This is a genomic window from Pseudoalteromonas phenolica (assembly GCF_005876835.1).
In the GTDB taxonomy this organism is placed as follows: domain Bacteria; phylum Pseudomonadota; class Gammaproteobacteria; order Enterobacterales; family Alteromonadaceae; genus Pseudoalteromonas; species Pseudoalteromonas phenolica_B.
Window position 1 is genome coordinate 1 of the sequence record NZ_PPSW01000042.1, and the last position, 15,645, is coordinate 15,645.

15 protein-coding genes and 1 tRNA gene are annotated in these 15,645 nt (G+C 40.1%); 11 read left to right on the plus strand and 5 right to left on the minus strand.

The window, feature by feature from the left end; all coding sequences use genetic code 11:
• The first annotated feature begins 82 nt into the window (after positions 1–82).
• The 8 genes from C1E24_RS19400 to C1E24_RS19435 all read left to right on the plus strand — a co-directional run bounded on the left by C1E24_RS19400 (position 83) and on the right by C1E24_RS19435 (position 7,455).
• Positions 83–1,513 (plus strand): NAD-dependent succinate-semialdehyde dehydrogenase, encoded by a 1,431-nt coding sequence (locus C1E24_RS19400; protein ID WP_138484349.1) that lies wholly within the window; start codon positions 83–85, stop codon positions 1,511–1,513.
• Between the two features lie 131 nt (positions 1,514–1,644).
• Positions 1,645–2,532, plus strand: a complete 888-nt coding sequence (locus C1E24_RS19405; RefSeq protein ID WP_138484350.1) for a nucleotidyltransferase family protein — start codon at positions 1,645–1,647, stop codon at positions 2,530–2,532.
• A gap of 40 nt (positions 2,533–2,572) precedes the next feature.
• Complete coding sequence (locus tag C1E24_RS19410) at positions 2,573–3,643, plus strand: phosphotransferase enzyme family protein (protein ID WP_138484366.1); 1,071 nt, start codon at positions 2,573–2,575, stop codon at positions 3,641–3,643.
• Positions 3,644–3,785: 142 nt separating this feature from the next.
• A complete protein-coding gene (locus C1E24_RS19415) occupies positions 3,786–5,165 on the plus strand; it encodes a Gfo/Idh/MocA family protein (protein ID WP_138484352.1) in 1,380 nt (459 codons plus the stop codon).
• A gap of 344 nt (positions 5,166–5,509) precedes the next feature.
• A complete protein-coding gene (locus C1E24_RS19420; protein ID WP_138484354.1) occupies positions 5,510–5,719 on the plus strand; it encodes a hypothetical protein in 210 nt (69 codons plus the stop codon).
• Positions 5,720–5,769: 50 nt separating this feature from the next.
• Positions 5,770–6,021, plus strand: coding sequence for a YkoF family thiamine/hydroxymethylpyrimidine-binding protein (locus tag C1E24_RS19425; RefSeq protein ID WP_130254064.1), 252 nt, complete (start codon positions 5,770–5,772; stop codon positions 6,019–6,021).
• A complete protein-coding gene (gene pnuC, locus C1E24_RS19430) occupies positions 6,021–6,644 on the plus strand; it encodes a nicotinamide riboside transporter PnuC (RefSeq protein WP_138484368.1) in 624 nt (207 codons plus the stop codon). The genes C1E24_RS19425 and pnuC overlap by 1 nt, the downstream gene beginning before the upstream one ends.
• Complete coding sequence (locus tag C1E24_RS19435; protein WP_138484356.1) at positions 6,619–7,455, plus strand: phosphotransferase; 837 nt, start codon at positions 6,619–6,621, stop codon at positions 7,453–7,455. The genes pnuC and C1E24_RS19435 overlap by 26 nt, the downstream gene beginning before the upstream one ends.
• Here C1E24_RS19435 and C1E24_RS19440 read toward each other — a convergent pair.
• Positions 7,441–7,623: a hypothetical protein gene (locus C1E24_RS19440; RefSeq protein ID WP_058031038.1), complete on the minus strand. Its 183-nt coding sequence runs from the start codon at positions 7,621–7,623 to the stop codon at positions 7,441–7,443. The two genes, C1E24_RS19435 and C1E24_RS19440, sit on opposite strands and share 15 nt — an antisense overlap.
• 246 nt (positions 7,624–7,869) lie before the next feature.
• Here C1E24_RS19440 and C1E24_RS19445 point away from each other — a divergent pair.
• A tRNA-Arg gene (locus C1E24_RS19445) sits at positions 7,870–7,944 on the plus strand.
• 10 nt (positions 7,945–7,954) lie between these two features.
• Here C1E24_RS19445 and C1E24_RS19450 read toward each other — a convergent pair.
• The 3 genes from C1E24_RS19450 to recQ form a co-directional block, all read right to left on the minus strand.
• Positions 7,955–9,616, minus strand: a complete 1,662-nt coding sequence (locus C1E24_RS19450) for a hypothetical protein (RefSeq protein ID WP_138484370.1) — start codon at positions 9,614–9,616, stop codon at positions 7,955–7,957.
• A 116-nt stretch (positions 9,617–9,732) separates the two neighbouring features.
• Positions 9,733–10,029, minus strand: coding sequence for a DUF3630 family protein (locus tag C1E24_RS19455; protein WP_138484358.1), 297 nt, complete (start codon positions 10,027–10,029; stop codon positions 9,733–9,735).
• Positions 10,030–10,031: 2 nt separating this feature from the next.
• Positions 10,032–11,849, minus strand: coding sequence for a DNA helicase RecQ (recQ, locus tag C1E24_RS19460; protein WP_138484372.1), 1,818 nt, complete (start codon positions 11,847–11,849; stop codon positions 10,032–10,034).
• A gap of 165 nt (positions 11,850–12,014) precedes the next feature.
• Here recQ and rarD point away from each other — a divergent pair, with 165 nt between their 5' ends.
• Entirely contained in the window at positions 12,015–12,902 is an 888-nt protein-coding gene (gene rarD, locus C1E24_RS19465; protein ID WP_138484360.1) for an EamA family transporter RarD, read from the plus strand.
• Positions 12,903–12,951: 49 nt separating this feature from the next.
• On the opposite strand, the gene C1E24_RS19470 is transcribed toward rarD, so the two are convergent.
• Complete coding sequence (locus tag C1E24_RS19470; protein ID WP_138484362.1) at positions 12,952–14,187, minus strand: diguanylate cyclase; 1,236 nt, start codon at positions 14,185–14,187, stop codon at positions 12,952–12,954.
• A 294-nt stretch (positions 14,188–14,481) separates the two neighbouring features.
• Between C1E24_RS19470 and C1E24_RS19475 the strand changes: the two genes are divergently transcribed.
• Positions 14,482–15,420: a porin gene (locus C1E24_RS19475; protein ID WP_138484364.1), complete on the plus strand. Its 939-nt coding sequence runs from the start codon at positions 14,482–14,484 to the stop codon at positions 15,418–15,420.
• The last annotated feature ends 225 nt before the right edge of the window (positions 15,421–15,645 follow it).

Genomic DNA, 15,645 nt, shown 5'->3' on the forward strand with positions numbered 1-15,645 from the left:
TTATTGAGGATTGGTATAATAGATTTTGATTATGAAAAACCCGTAGTATTTACTACGGGTTTTTTGTTTAAGGAGACAAAGCATGTATTGGCATAAAACTTTAAATAGTTCACTTATTAATGGCAAGTTGTATCAAGGTAGCGATACTTTCACCGTAAATAACCCAGCTAACGAGCAGTTGATTGAAACACTTTCATCGGTTGATATGGCAGGCTGTCAGCAAGCATTAGATGCTGCCATTACATGCTTTGAAGCGCTAAAATCAACAACGGCTAAACAGCGCAGCGATGTGTTATTAAAATGGCATAGTTTGATCTTAGAGCATAAGCAGGCATTGGCTGAACTTGTCACCCTTGAACAAGGCAAGGTCTTAAAAGAATCTTTAGCCGAAGTTGATTACGCTGCGGGTTTTGTAAAATGGTTTGCAGATGAAGCGCTACGAAGTTATGGCGAAATTATTCCGGCCAATAGTCCCACTCAGCAATTGTCTGTTATTAAGCAGGGAGTCGGTGTGGTATTTGGCATTACGCCGTGGAATTTCCCCCTTGCCATGATCACCCGAAAAGTAGCCCCAGCCTATGCAGCGGGTTGTAGTTTTATCCTAAAGCCTTCCGAAAATACACCATTAAGTGCATTGGCGTTGTGTCAGCTTGCATTGCAAGCGGGTATGGAAGCGGGCTCTTTTCAAACTTTAGTCACAGAAGATGCTGCACAGGTTGGCGCGTTTTTCTGCGAACACAAGCAAGTTAGAAAAATTACGTTTACCGGTTCAACACGAGTCGGACAAATTTTGTTATCGCAAAGTGCACAGTCAATTAAGCGAGCCTCTCTTGAGCTCGGTGGCAATGCGCCTTTTATGGTATTTGAAAGTGCTGATATTAAAAAAGCAGTGCAAGGGTTTATGGTAGCCAAATTTAGAAATGCGGGTCAAACTTGCGTGGCAGCCAATCGAGTCTTAGTACAAAACACGTGTTTAAATGAATTCTTAGCAGAATTAAAGCTGGAAACTGATCGTTTAAAAGTGGCTGATGGCTTTACTCAAAATGTAGATTTAGGCCCATTGATTAACACCCAAGCGAAACTAAAAGCACAAAACTTGGTTGAAGGTGCTGTTGCACAAGGCGCCAAGGTTGCTTACCAAGGTGAAGAGAAAGTGGGGCAGTTTATGGCGCCTATCATTCTGACCGAGGTAAACCAAAGTATGGAGATAAGTCGAAGTGAAATCTTTGCGCCTGTGGTCGCTATTCAAACTTTTGAAGATGAAGCTCAGGCACTCACTATGGCTAATTCGGTTGATGAAGGCTTAGCTGCGTATTTTTATTCGCAAAATATGGCACAAGCTCAACGCGTCGCGAACAGCTTAGAATATGGCATGGTGGGTATTAATGAAGCGCTTATCTCAAACCCAGTCGCGCCATTTGGCGGGATGAAAGCATCAGGTCTTGGTCGTGAAGGGGCTAAACAAGGTTTAGAGGAATACCAAGAAGTAAAATATCTCTGCCAAAGTTTTTAATTAAACACGCCCTAGTGAGAATTCATTGGCATTCTCACTTGTACCACTAATGTGTATACAATTTTTCGCTGATTATCTAACCTAAAGCTGGTACACTCTTGCGCCTGTTAATTTTTAGTCAACAATTTTAAATGGCAACAGAGCAAAATAATTTAACGCTTGTGGTACTAGCCGGTGGGCTTGGTAGTCGATTTGGTGGCAATAAACAAATTACCCCCCTTCCCAAGCTTGAGCGTACTATTATGGAATTGAGCATTGAAGATGCATTCTATGCGGGTATCAAGCAAGCGGTATTAATCATTAATAAATTCGTTCGTGCAGAATTAGAACAAACAATCTTACCGCGTCTCCCAAAGACGATGCATATCACTTTGGTTGAACAAAGTCTTGATATGCTGCCCTCTGAGTTTAAGCATTTAGCCGAGCATCGAACTAAGCCCTGGGGCACTGGACACGCATTATTATGTGTAAAGCCTTACTTGAATGGCCCAGCTGTTGTGATCACTGCTGATGACTATTATGGGCCAAATGCCTACAAACAAATGGTAGACCACTTCAATCAATCGCAAGATGCAAGCAGTATGGCCATGGTTGCCTTCCCAATTGAAAAAACGCTCTCTGAGCAAGGGGGAGTAAACCGAGGTATTTGTGAAGTTGAGCAGCAATTGCTTAAGCGCGTGACTGAAACCTTAAATATTCATCAAACAGAACATGGTTTGGTGGGAGAAATTGAGGGCAAATTACAATCACTAGACAGCCATAGCCTAGCCTCTATGACTTTTTGGGGTATTACACCCATCTTGATGGCTGAACTTGAGAATGATTTTAAAAAATTCTTAGAAGCTTATGACAGCGATGTCAAAAAAGAGTATTATTTACCTAATTGCATCCAAGCCTGTATAGAAAGTGAGCATGTTACAGTGCGTGTTTACTCTGCGGTTGATTTTTGGTTTGGTGTTACATTTAAAGAAGAATTAACAAGCGTAGCAGGAAAGATTTATGAACATCGTCAAGGATGAGCAAACTATCACGCCCATTACACCAGTATCTGAGGTGACTATGACTAACACTGCGATAGCCGAGCATTTGTCGCAAGAATTTGGTTTAGACCATGAAAATGCAACAATTAAACCAATAGGTAGTGGTCATATTAATACCACAATGTTGTTAAAAGATGAGCAGCACTCAGTGGTGGTACAAAAACTGAACACAGATGTTTTTCCGAACCCAGAGCATTTAGTTGCAAATGCCAGAGCCATTGAACAGCATTTAACACAAAAAGCTGAAAGTAATGCTTACGACTTAAAGATTATTAAACATTTACCAACAACATCAGGTAGTTTTTTAGTCAAAATAAACGGCGAAGTATGGCGTGCTCTAGAGTTTATTGGTAAGAGTTACAGCGAAGATGTGGTGAGTTGTCCAGAGAAGGCACAAACTGCAGCGAATGCATTTGGCCAATTTGCCTTGGCATTGTCAGACTTTGATGCACAAGTACTACATCATGTTATTCCAGACTTTCATAACCTTGCTATGCGAATTGCTGCGTTTAACGACAAACTTGAAGCGGATTGTGAAAATAGAGCTGAAAAATGCCAAGAGGAAATTGCGTTTTGCCAAGCGCAATTTGGTCTTGCAGATGAGCTAGAATCTATCTATGGCACCATTCCACTTAGACCGTGTCACAATGATACTAAAATCAATAATATGCTGTTCTGTAAAGAAACGGATGGTGCGCGTTCAGTAATTGATCTTGATACTTGTATGCCTGGTTATTGGCTGTTTGATTTTGGTGATATGGTGCGTACCTTCTGTTCACCTGAAGAAGAAGATTCAACAAACCTTGATAATGTGCGAGTACGAGAAGAGATTTTTGCCGCTTTGGTTAAAGGTTATGTTGCTCCATTAGAAAATGAGCTTACACTAGAAGAAAAGCAAAGCTTTTTACTGGGGGCGAAAGTAATGCCATTTATGATTGGGCTTCGTTTCTTAACCGATTACTTGGATGGCGATAATTACTTCGCGACTAAGCACAGTGAGCACAATCTGCATCGAGCGAGAAATCAGTTCAAGTTATATCAAGATGTGGTCGCAAAAGAAGCGTTACTTGAAAAATTAATACACAGCTAAATAGATTAGTTAAGACATATAAAAAGCGCCATAGGCGCTTTTTTTGTGCCAAAACAAAATAGGAACATATATTTGTCGCAACTGAATGACAGCGCTCTGCTTATTGGTTAGGGTGAGATTGTTACAAAGAGGAAAAATAATAATGAAGCAATTAAATAGACGTGACTTTCTAAAAGCCGCTGGTGTTGCAGCTGCGGCCAGTGTCGCTGCGGGGTGTGCGCAAACATCAAATTCAAGCACGGCATTTGTACCTACTCAAAAAGGTAAGTCAGTTATTGGTCTTATCGCACCAAAAATGGATGTAGTTAGAGTTGGGTTCATCGGTGTTGGTCAGCGAGGTTATGGCCATGTTCGTCGTATGAGCCATATTGAAGGCGCTGAAATTGTCGCAATTTGCGATACTCACGATGAAGTTTTGGAACGTTCTGCCAATTATCTAGCCGAGCGAGGCTTAAAAAAGCCAGCACTGTACCGAGGTGCTGATTTAGCGTATCAAGATATGTTAGCCCGTGATGATATTGATATTGTGATCATCTCAACGCCTTGGAAGTGGCATGCACCAATGGCCATTGATACTATGAACAGTGGAAAGCATGCATTTGTTGAAGTGCCTTTGGCCTTAACAGTCGAAGAAATGTGGGACATTGTGGATACCGCAGAGCGTACTCAGAAAAACTGTATGATGATGGAAAACGTCAACTATGGTCGTGATGAGTTGATGGTACTAAACATGGTTCGTCAGGGGCTATTCGGTGAATTACTGCACGGTGAAGCTGCTTATATTCATGAACTACGTTGGCAAATGAAAGAAATCGAGCATAAAACGGGTTCTTGGCGAACAGGTTGGCATGCAAAGCGTGATGGTAACTTGTACCCAACACATGGCTTAGGCCCTGTTTCTCAATATATGAACATTAACCGTGGTGACCGCTTTGATTACTTAACCTCAATGAGCTCTCCAGCGTTGGGTCGAGCGGCTTATGCACAACGAGAATTCCCCGCGGATCATCAACGTAATCAATTGAACTATATTGCCGGTGATATGAATACCACCATGATCAAAACGGTAAAAGGTCGTTCTATCATGGTACAACACGATACTACCACGCCAAGACCATATTCTCGTCATAACCTGATCCAAGGCACAAATGGTGTCTTTGCTGGCTTTCCAAATCGTATCGCACTCGAAAATGGTGGAAATTTAGGTAACTTCCATGAGTGGGAGCATGATATGACTCCTTGGTATGATAAATACGACCACCCGCTGTGGAAGAAAATGGGTGCAGAAGCAGAACGCAACGGCGGTCATGGTGGCATGGACTTCTTAATGTTCTGGCGCATGATTTATTGTTTACGCAACGGTGAAGCGCTAGATCAAGATGTGTACGATGGTGCGGCTTGGTCGGTGATCTCACCTCTTTCAGCTCAGTCTGTCGCGAATCGCAGTGAATCTATTAGTATTCCAGACTTTACCCGAGGTGCATGGAAAAATGCCACGCCATTAGGTATTGTGGGTAGTTAATGACTTTAAGCGCGCGATGAGCGCGCTTTTTTGATTGTTGAGGTGAAAATATATGACAAGGTGCTTTGCGATTTTCATTGCTTTGCTTTTAGTTGGTTGTAAAAGCCCGCTTGAACAAAATACTGCGCTCACTATAGAAACCTCAAGTTGAGCAATTTATATCAATCTATCAGGCCAGAGTTGATTTTGATACATTTTTAAAGTTATATGCAGATTCTGCACAATTAGAAGATTTAGTATATGGTCATCACGCTGTTGGAAAACCAGGCATTGCTGCATTTTATAATTGGAATGATGGTAATTTTAAAGTAATAGATGATTTAAAGACCTTCAAAGTAGAAAACTTGATTATTGATGAACAACAGCGGCAAGCCGTTATAACAGGGCACTTCAATCAATTTATTTACCATGGCCAAAAAATGGGACCTTGGCGATTTGTTATGACGCTTCAATTTAATGAGAAAGGGCTCATTACGCACCAGCAAGACTGGATCAATTACACTCCAAAAACGGATTTTATGATGGGTAAAAACCTCAATAAAACTATTCCTTAAAAAATCTCAGAGGCTAAAATAGGTAAAACACTTCTATTATGGATTTCAAAATGCAGCTATCTGTAGAAATTAGCAAATATCCACTTCACTCAGACTATATCCCTTTTATCAAAGCCTTTATTGAGCGCTTAAATACACATCCAGAGCTTAAAGTGTTAACCAATACCATGTCGACACAGGTGTTTGGTGAATATGACCTCGTTATGTCGGTACTACAACAAGAAATGAAACGCTCGTTTGAAGAGTTTGGGAAGATAGTCTTTGTGTGTAAGTTCATTTCTGGAGATTTATCGCCGCAATGATTGAATTTTTAAGCGCCACATTTTCCGGTTTTACTGCTATGTCTGGCTGGGAGTACATCGCGGTCATACTTTCTCTGGCTTATGTCTTTTTAGCCGTGAAAGAGAATCAATGGTGCTGGCCTGCGGCTTTTCTTAGTACATTTATTTATACCATTATGTATTGGAATGGTGCGTTGTTGATGGAGTCCGCATTAAATGTATATTACATGGTTATGGCGGTAGTGGGTTGGTATATGTGGCAGCAAGGCAAGCAGCCTGATTCAGTCGCCCCAATTATTTCTTGGCCATTGTTAAGACATATTTACATCATCATTGTCACCGCTTTGACGGCAACAGGTGTCGGCTTTGTTATGGACAATTACACCTATGCTGATTTTGCGTATCTAGATAGTTTTACAACCTGTTTTGCCGTGATGACAACGTATTTAGTGGCTAAAAAGGTTTTAGAGAACTGGCTTTATTGGATCATCATTAATGCCGCATCTATGTACCTGTTCTTTGTGAAAGGATATTACCCGACCTTTGTACTTTATGTGTTTTATACGGTTATAGCTTGTTGGGGTTACAAACGTTGGTACGAAGAACACGAACAAAGAAATGGCTTACCACTTGCGAGCCTATAGCTTCCAAAATCTGCCTGATGAAGTAAGAGGTTTCGTTGCTGAATCTTTTGCTTTCAGGCAAGTTAAAGCGTGTTATCAAATCACATCAGGGTTGAGTAATCATAATTATTTAATTGTTGTCGAACAGAATAAATATTTGCTCAAGCTTTATCAAAATGACATGCCTTCGCCAAGCCTCGCTTTTCAGGGTCTAATAGCAATATCAGAGTCCAATATTCAAGAAGTCATTCGCTGGGATGAGAGACTTAAAGTTGCATTATTTACTTATGCTGATGAAGCGGCTGAGGACATAGATAGAAAACGCTTATGTAATTTGGTGCAGACAATCTCTGCAGTACATCAACAGCCATTGGTTAATTTACCTGTCTCTCTTGATATAAAACACGCATTGTCAGATTTAAGTGCCTCCTTTAAAAAGCGTTTTCATTCTGAGTTAGAGTGCTGCTTACGCTTACTTGATAGCTATCCAAAAGAAGAAGGTTGCTGCCATAACGACTTAGTTAGAGAAAATATAATAGCGACTGCAGCCGGAGTTGTAGTGATTGATTTTGAATATGCAGCAGTTGGAGATATTTACTTCGACATAGCAGGCTTGGTAAGCAGTTTTAAGCTAACTAGTGATGAAATAGTGTGGATGATGAATATCTATTATGGCAGTAAGGGCATTGCAGTACCCGAATATGCAATAGAGAAGTTGAGAGGTTTTAGAATTGCTTACCTATTGTTATGTATCTCTTGGTATGATGCGCGAGGTGAAGTAGAAAAAGCCACTTCACACACATTACAATTAAAGCGATTAAATACCACCTAAGCGCTTTGCTAATTCTTTGTATTTTTCTACATCAGTTTGATCAAATACAGGATCACCTTGTGCGTCTTCACCTTTTGCAATTAATAGGTTTTCACGAGCAAGTCTTTTCACTCTTTCCACTTTTACTTCTAAAAACTCAGCAACTTGCTGCGTGGTCATTTGGCTCATAATAGCTTCCTCTTGATGTGTTAAGCTTTTATTGTTGTTGTTACCGCATTACACGGCGCTTTATGTTAATAAAACGTAGTAACTTGCTGTCTATAATACTGGTAAATCAAAATCTAAGCATAGTCAAAAATACAAAAAATCGCTAAAAAGCATTAATATTTTTGTTTTTAGTTTGTTATTTAATCAGCTGAAAGTGAAATGCTAGTATTTGCAAAAGAATGACATTACTATATGCATCGTTCGTGTGCTCTCGTGGTGAAATGGATATCACGTAGCTCTCCGGAAGCTGAGTTGCAGGTTCGATCCCTGCCGAGAGCGCCATGAACTGTTTTTAAAAGCGGTTTTTGACTGTAAATAACCATTGCACACTGTCAATGTTATCTTCTTTATTTATCGGCGCAGCAATATCCAAATGCAATACAATGCCAGCATTGGCTCGACTCGGTGCAAGTCTTAATCCCATGCCTATATTTTTTAATAGTGAGTTATCGACATTGACTTGAGCTTTGCCTGTGACCTTACCTGCATCGAAGAAAAGCGCCCCCCCAACTTTGAAAAGTTGCAGTAGGTCATATTCCCAGTAGTAACGTTTTTCTAAATTAACTAAAGCACTGCGACTACCTTGTTGATAGTTTAACGGGTAACCTCTTAGTCCAGTCTCACCACCCAAAACCAATTGTTTGTCTGCCGTTAAGTTTTTTGCATATTTCAAAGATAAGTTCGCAAACCATGATTGCTGTATGCTGGTGTTTAGATAATATTGAAAGTTAACGGCACTCATGAAGTTTCGGGCTTCGTTTTGGTCTGTATTCCATTCTCCTTGAATACTTGTATTGAATCGCCATAAACTGCGTTCGGTTGTGTAATGCGCTTTGCTTGCGGAAAATTGATAAATGACGTGACTGTCGTCATCTACCCAGTTATTCGATGAATAACCGAGTTTGGCTTTTACATTCCAGCCTAAATTTAAATCTTCTGTGCGGTAAATAGAATCAAAATTACGCACCTTAATATAATCGTCTTGAAGCCATTGACCCTGAAAATATGGGTAGGTGAGTGCTCGGTTGTCTGCAACAGCAAGAAAAGAATAAGGGGTGGTTTTAAAGTTGTGTTGCTCATTGTGTAGACCCACAGTATATCTATGTGTCCATTGTTTAGGTGCCTGAACGGCGAAACCATAATACGCGTCATTAATTTCAGTGTCGTGTAAAAACTCAGAAACGACTTCGTTTCTAGAATAAATCGATTCTACCCGTTTATTCGCAAAAGTATAAAACCCATAGCTATGCGTCGATTTAATGGAATAAAATGGCAGGTAAGCTCCTAAATAATGCCGCTCTCCATCTGAATTGTCAGCATACTCTATGCGACCTCGGTAGCGACTCGATAAGATAGCTGGGTCGTCATAAACAAATAAATAACCGTTTCGGTCTTTATCTTCAGTTGCGGTAAAAGATAATCTTTTGCCATATCCTAGTAAGTTTGTTTCTCGAAAGCCAAGGCGCGAGGAGTTTTCCCCCCCACTGCGACTAAAGCTAATGTCGGGCAGTAAAGTCCATAGATCTCTTGTTACAACTGTAACATGTATTTCGTTTTTACATGTCTCCTCTGCATATATGCGGGCATCGTAAAGATAATTTTGTTGACGTAATAAACGTTCGGATTCTGCTAACTCTTTGATGTCATATTTTGAGTCTTGGCTAAATAATAAAGTACTTAGGATAACTTCGGGCTCTGTTGTGATGTGTGCGTGGTTTGCAAAGCGAAATAAAAAGTTATTTTCTTCCGGTAAGCTTGTGTCGAAAACGTTTAACTGCTTTAAGGTGATTTTTGTTATACGTTTGTTTTCGGCTTCTTTGGGAAAAGCTTGCTGAATGTCCAGTTGACGCTTTAAGTTGATGTCTTCATTGTTGTCTTGGCGTTGATTACTGCAGCTGTTTTCTTGAGAGTTAAAGGTATTTGGTTCTGCAAATGCAGCACCACTGACGCACAATGTAGAGAATAAAAGCAATACGGGCTGACAATATCTTGTGACCACTACCTTCCTCCTGCTGTTTATCCTCTTTTATATCATTATATTAAGCAGAAAAATGGAGGTCTGTCTAATTATTATGAAAGGGTAGAAAGCAAAAATAGTTGCAGTTGTTCAAGTAAAAGTTCGGCTTCAACCCCTTCAGGGCTTACCCATAAACTCTCGCTGTAGTGTTCAAAGTTAAGATTAAAATTTTGTCCATGCCAACAAAAGCGTATTTGATGTCGATCTGCGCCTTCGGAGGTTTCAAGAATAGAAATAGTCTCATGGTTTAAGAATATTTGCCCCCAGAAGGCAAATTCATCGGCTTCGGGGAAAAAATTAGGTGCGATTTGAAGAAAACTAAATTCAGTATTAAAGATAATTTGCGTCATGATTAACTCGCGGCTAAATAATTTCGGATAAGTTGCATAAACGGTGCGCCATATTTGCTGAGTTTACTAAAACCAACGCCTGACACATTTAAGAATTCAGCATCATCAGTCGGCATTTTCTGCGCCATTTCTGCCAGTGTCTTATCGTTAAAGACCACATATGGCGGTACATCATCGGTATCAGCGAGTTCTTTACGTAAACTACGTAGTTTAGCAAACAGCTTTTTGTCGTAATTAAATTTCGCCAGTTTATCTTGATAGATGTGTTTAGCTTGTAAGCGAGGTTCGGCCAGTTGCAAAACATATTCACCGCGTAATACGGCTCTAGCTGCTTCGGTGAGTTTAAGACTTGCACCTTGAGTAATATCTTGTGCAAGTAAGCCATGGTGGACAAGTTGACGCAATATACTTAGCCAATATTCGATGCTGTGACTTTTACCTATACCATAAGTACTCAATTCATGGTGTCCGTTATCGCGAATTCGACTGGTGTTTGCTCCTCGCAATAAGTCGACGATATACCCTAAACCAAAACGTTGTTGCGCGCGATACACACAAGAGAGCGCTTGTTGTGCCACTAAAGTGCCGTCAAAGCGTTTCGGCGGATTAAGACAAATATCACAGTTGCCACAAGGCTCTCTTTGATATTCGCTAAAGTAATTGAGTAATATTTGTCTACGGCAGGTTTGTGCCTCAGCAAAGTTTGCCATTGCCTGAAAGCGCTGCTCTTCTACCTTACGTCTAGCCTCGTCGGGAATATCTTCAAAAAAGCGCTTTACTCGCCCTATATCAGCAGGATCAAAATACATGATGGCTTCTGCGGCAAGTCCATCACGACCAGCTCGACCTGTCTCCTGATAATAAGCCTCAATACTCTTAGGTATATCGTAGTGAAGCACAAAGCGTACGTTTGACTTATTTATACCCATACCGAATGCGACGGTTGCAACAACAATATTGATATCGTCTCTGGCAAAGGCTTTTTGTACAAATTGACGCTGATCATTACTCATTCCGGCATGATATGCGGCGACATTAAAGCCAGCTTCGGCGAGTTTTTCTGAAATATCGTCTACACGCTTACGACTAGTGCAATAAATAATGCCGCTTTGGCCTTTTTGATCACGTAAATAGCGCATGAGCTGAGAAAGAGGTTTGAACTTTTCTTCAATGGTGTAGCGAATATTGGGTCTATCAAAACTGCCTGTATGAATATAAGGTGCATTTAATCCAAGTTGGTGTGCAATATCATGGCGTGTCGCAATATCTGCCGTCGCCGTTAAGGCCATCATAGGGCAGTGAGGAAAGTGTTGTTTGAGTTCACTTAAGCGTCGGTAATGCGGCCTGAAATCATGCCCCCAGTGAGATACACAATGGGCTTCATCAATCGCAAAGAAACGAATATTCAAGCTTTTTAATCTTTGAATAAAATCAAACTGTAGTGCTTTTTCCGGTGCAACGTAGAGTAACTTTAACGTACCTTCAGCTAATTGATTAAAAATCGCATTTTGCTGTGTAAAATCTACGGTGTTATTGATGTATGCGGCACTAACGCCAATTGCTTGAAGCTGAGAGACTTGATCTTCCATTAACGAGATCAAAGGCGAAATGACTACCGTTGCGCCATCAAATAAAAGCGCAGGGATCTGATAACATAATGATTTACCGCCACCTGTTGGCAGTAAGACGAGCGTATCTTGTCCACTTAGGGCCGCATTAATTACTGCCTCTTGGCCAGGTCTAAATTCACTGTAGCCAAAAGTGTCTTCTAATGCTTGCTTAGCAAGGGTTGACTGTTCGCAGATGGGATCTGATTTCATGGCGGGCATTTTAGTGGCTTTTGCATTGCTTGTCTGTAAATTTATTTGCGCTGTTGTGTTTGATGGTTTACACGCAGCTATCATGTTATGTCTGTCAGTTCCTATTTTCTGTCTATTTGCAACCAGCTTAGCAAGGTATAATGTTTTTTTACTTTTTGAGTCGTGTTGATGCTAAATAATCAGACCCAACAGGGTTACCTTTATGCTGTCTTAGCATTTTTAATGTGGGGCATGGCACCCATCTATTTTAAACAGATTGAATCTATAGCGGCACTAGAGATCTTGACTCACCGAGTGATTTGGTCGGTGCTATTTTTAATTCTCATTGTATTCGCTGCGAAGCAATGGCATCAGATCCAGCATGTCATCAAGAAACCAAAGTTATTGGGGATGCTTTGTGTTAGCTCTACTTTACTCGGGTTCAATTGGGGGTTGTTTATTTGGGCTGTCAACAACGACCACATGCTCGACGCGAGTCTCGGTTATTACATAAATCCACTGTTAAATGTATTGCTTGGTGTAATCTTTCTTTCCGAGCGCTTACGAAAATGGCAAATCATCGCCGTCTCGATTGCTTCACTAGGGGTGTTATTACAAGTGATCGCGTATGGCTCTTTCCCTGTTGTGGCATTTGCGTTGGCAAGCTCGTTTGCAATCTACGGGCTTTTGAGAAAGAAAATGCCAGTAGAATCACTACCTGGCTTGTTAATCGAGGCGCTTATTCTAATGCCGTTTGCACTTATATATTGGTACTTGACCCCTGCGACGGTGAGCTCAGATATGTTTAATAATGAAGTGCTTCTAAATATATTGTTAGTAAGTGCTGGTGTGGTGACAACCTTACCTCTGTTGTGTTTTATTGGCGCAGCGAAACGTCTTCCTTATTCCACACTTGGTCTATTTCAATATCTTGGTCCGAGTATCATGTTTACCTTGGCGGTGACCTTGTATGGTGAGGAGTTCTCAATTGAACGAGCTGTGACTTTTGCTTGCATTTGGGGGGCATTGGCCTTGTATAGCTGGGATAGCTTAAGGGCAAGTAAAAAGAAATAGTAGGATGCGTTAAGTGGCTAGCATTGCAATGCTAGCCACTTCCCCTGAATTAACAGAGCACTTTATTGCGGCCAGAGTGCTTCGCTTCATAAAGTTTTATATCAGCTTCTTTTATCAGACTATCAACATTTTTACTTACAGCTCTATAAACACCAATTGATACCGTAAAGTGAATATTATGTTTGGTTAGTCCGGCGCTATGGCTGTCTAGATAACCTCTAAACTTGTCTAGTAAAGACAAACTCTCTTCTTGGGTAGCATCAGCAAAATAAACAGCAAATTCCTCACCTCCTAATCTCGCGGTAAGTTGACCCGGGAAGTGAGATTCAAACGCTTGAGCAAGGGCTTTGAGCACATCATCTCCAGCGTCATGACCATAGTTATCATTAATTGCTTTAAAGTGATCTACATCTATCATGGCCAGTCCCACCTCATTATTTGAAGCGGCTTTTTGCCTTAATGACTTATTAGTAAACTCAAAAAAGTAACGACGATTAGGTAAACCTGTTAAATAATCAGAGTTAGCTTGGCGCTTTATTGTGGCTATATATTCCAGCATATCGACGTTTTGACTAAGTCTGCAATAAAACTCCTCTGCGTTAAATGGCTTGCGAAGATAGTCGTTTGCGCCTCGCTTTATGAATCGAGCTGAGAGGTGTAATGCATTAGAGCTAGAAATACCGATAATGGCTTTTTCATCATTAGAATATTGCAGTCGTATTTCACTACACAAGTCTTCACCATTCATATTTGGCATTTCATTGTCAGTGATGACAACAGAGATATCTGGGTTTTGCTTTAATACTTCGAGGGCTTCAATACCATCACATGCTTCCAGAACTTTATATTTATGCCTCACTAATAAAGAGCTGATGTAATTTCTGGTCTGACGGGAATCATCAACAACCAATACTTTTACAAACTCATTTCGTGGTAATCGCATAAGTTGTTTTTTAAGGTATTGGTAAGCTTGTTTATTCTCTTTGGTGATGTAATCGATGATAGGGTACTTTTCGACAGTTTCTCGAGTTTGATTGTCTAGGTTACCAGTCATGACAATTGTGGGGATATCAGAGTTCACAGTATAGTGAATCGCTTCGCCGTTAGGCGCATCGGGTAAAATAAAATCAACAACTGCGCAAAAGTAACTATTATTGTCGAGTAACTCTTTTGTTTGTGCTAGTGATTCAGCAATGTCAGCCTCATAGCCTGCAGAAACAGCGATATGCCTTTGCACTCTAGCAATGGTTGGGGTGTCTTCGATAATTAGGATTCGACGTGTCACTCAGTACTCGCTCGGTAATTCACCTATACATTTACTATTAACCTTAACCTATCTATTTAGCAATTCAACTCAAAATTACTTATAGATGATGTAATAAAGATTATTTTAAAAATTAAGTAATAATTTATTCCTCTCCTATAATTTATAGTTGAAACATACTTTTATGACGTTTTTAATGCAGTTTATTTGCAATTATTTGACCCTAATGTGTTGTGTGTAATATTTCTGTCATTAACTGCTGAGAAACTAGCGTCGTTTTGAATCATCATGTGTTGCGATATTGAGGAAAATTACATGAAACTAGTTAAATCAACACTTCTTCTTGCTGTACTAGGTGCGTTATCTGCTAATGCTAATGCAGGTGTTAAAGTATACGGCAAGGCAAATGTATCTGTTCAATCAAGCGATGAAGGTGCTGGAAGTGCGACAGAAATTAAAAGCAATGCGTCACGCTTTGGTTTTAAGGGCTCAGAAAAACTAGATGGCGGCCTTGAAGTAATTTATAAGCTTGAATTCCAAGTTGATGTATCTGATGCTGATTCAAAGGGTGATAAAGACAATATTACAGCAAGAAGCCAGTATGTTGGTTTAAAAGGAAGTTTCGGTGAAGTAGTAATTGGTCGTAATGACACAGCTTTTAAACTTTCACAAGGCAAAGTTGACCAGTTTAATGATTTAGAAGCGGATGTGAAAAACCTGTTTAAAGGTGAAAACCGCCTTGGTGACACAATTTCTTATAAGTCTGCAAGCTTTAATGGCTTTAAAGTATTAGCAACTTTCATTGCTGAAGATTCAACAGATGGTGAAAATGGTTACTCAGGCGCTATTACTTATGGAGACTCTAAACTTAAAAAGTCTCATTACTATGTAGCTATTGCTGGAGACAGTGAAGTAAAAGGCTATGATGCTTTACGTGTTACAGGTCAATTTAAAGCAACTGACGCACTTAAATTAGGTGCTATGTATCAGAAGCAAGAAAAGGTAGACGGCACAGGTACTGCTGATGGTTTCTTATTAAATGCTGCATATGGCTTCGGTAAAAACACCTTTAAAGTGCAATATCAAACAATTGACTTTGATGCAGTAGATTCTAAAGATGTAGATGGTTTTAGTGTTGGCATCGATCACAAGCTAAATAAATCAACCAAACTATATGGCTTCTACTCAACAGTTGATGAGGACCAAGGTACAGAAGAAGATTACTTAGGTCTTGGTATTGAATATAAGTTCTAATATTCATGTTATAGATATTTTATAAAGCAGGCACAGGCCTGCTTTTTTAGTTTTTGGGAGCCTAGAAAGAGATTTTTGTATGAAATGCAAACAAAAATATGGTGCTTTTAGTGTTTTTGTTCTCTTTTTGAGCGGTTGAACACATTTTTTAAAATTAATTGCAAAAAGGGGTTGTGCGCTTTTAAATTCTCCCTATAATGCGCACCCACTGACACGGGGTGAGAC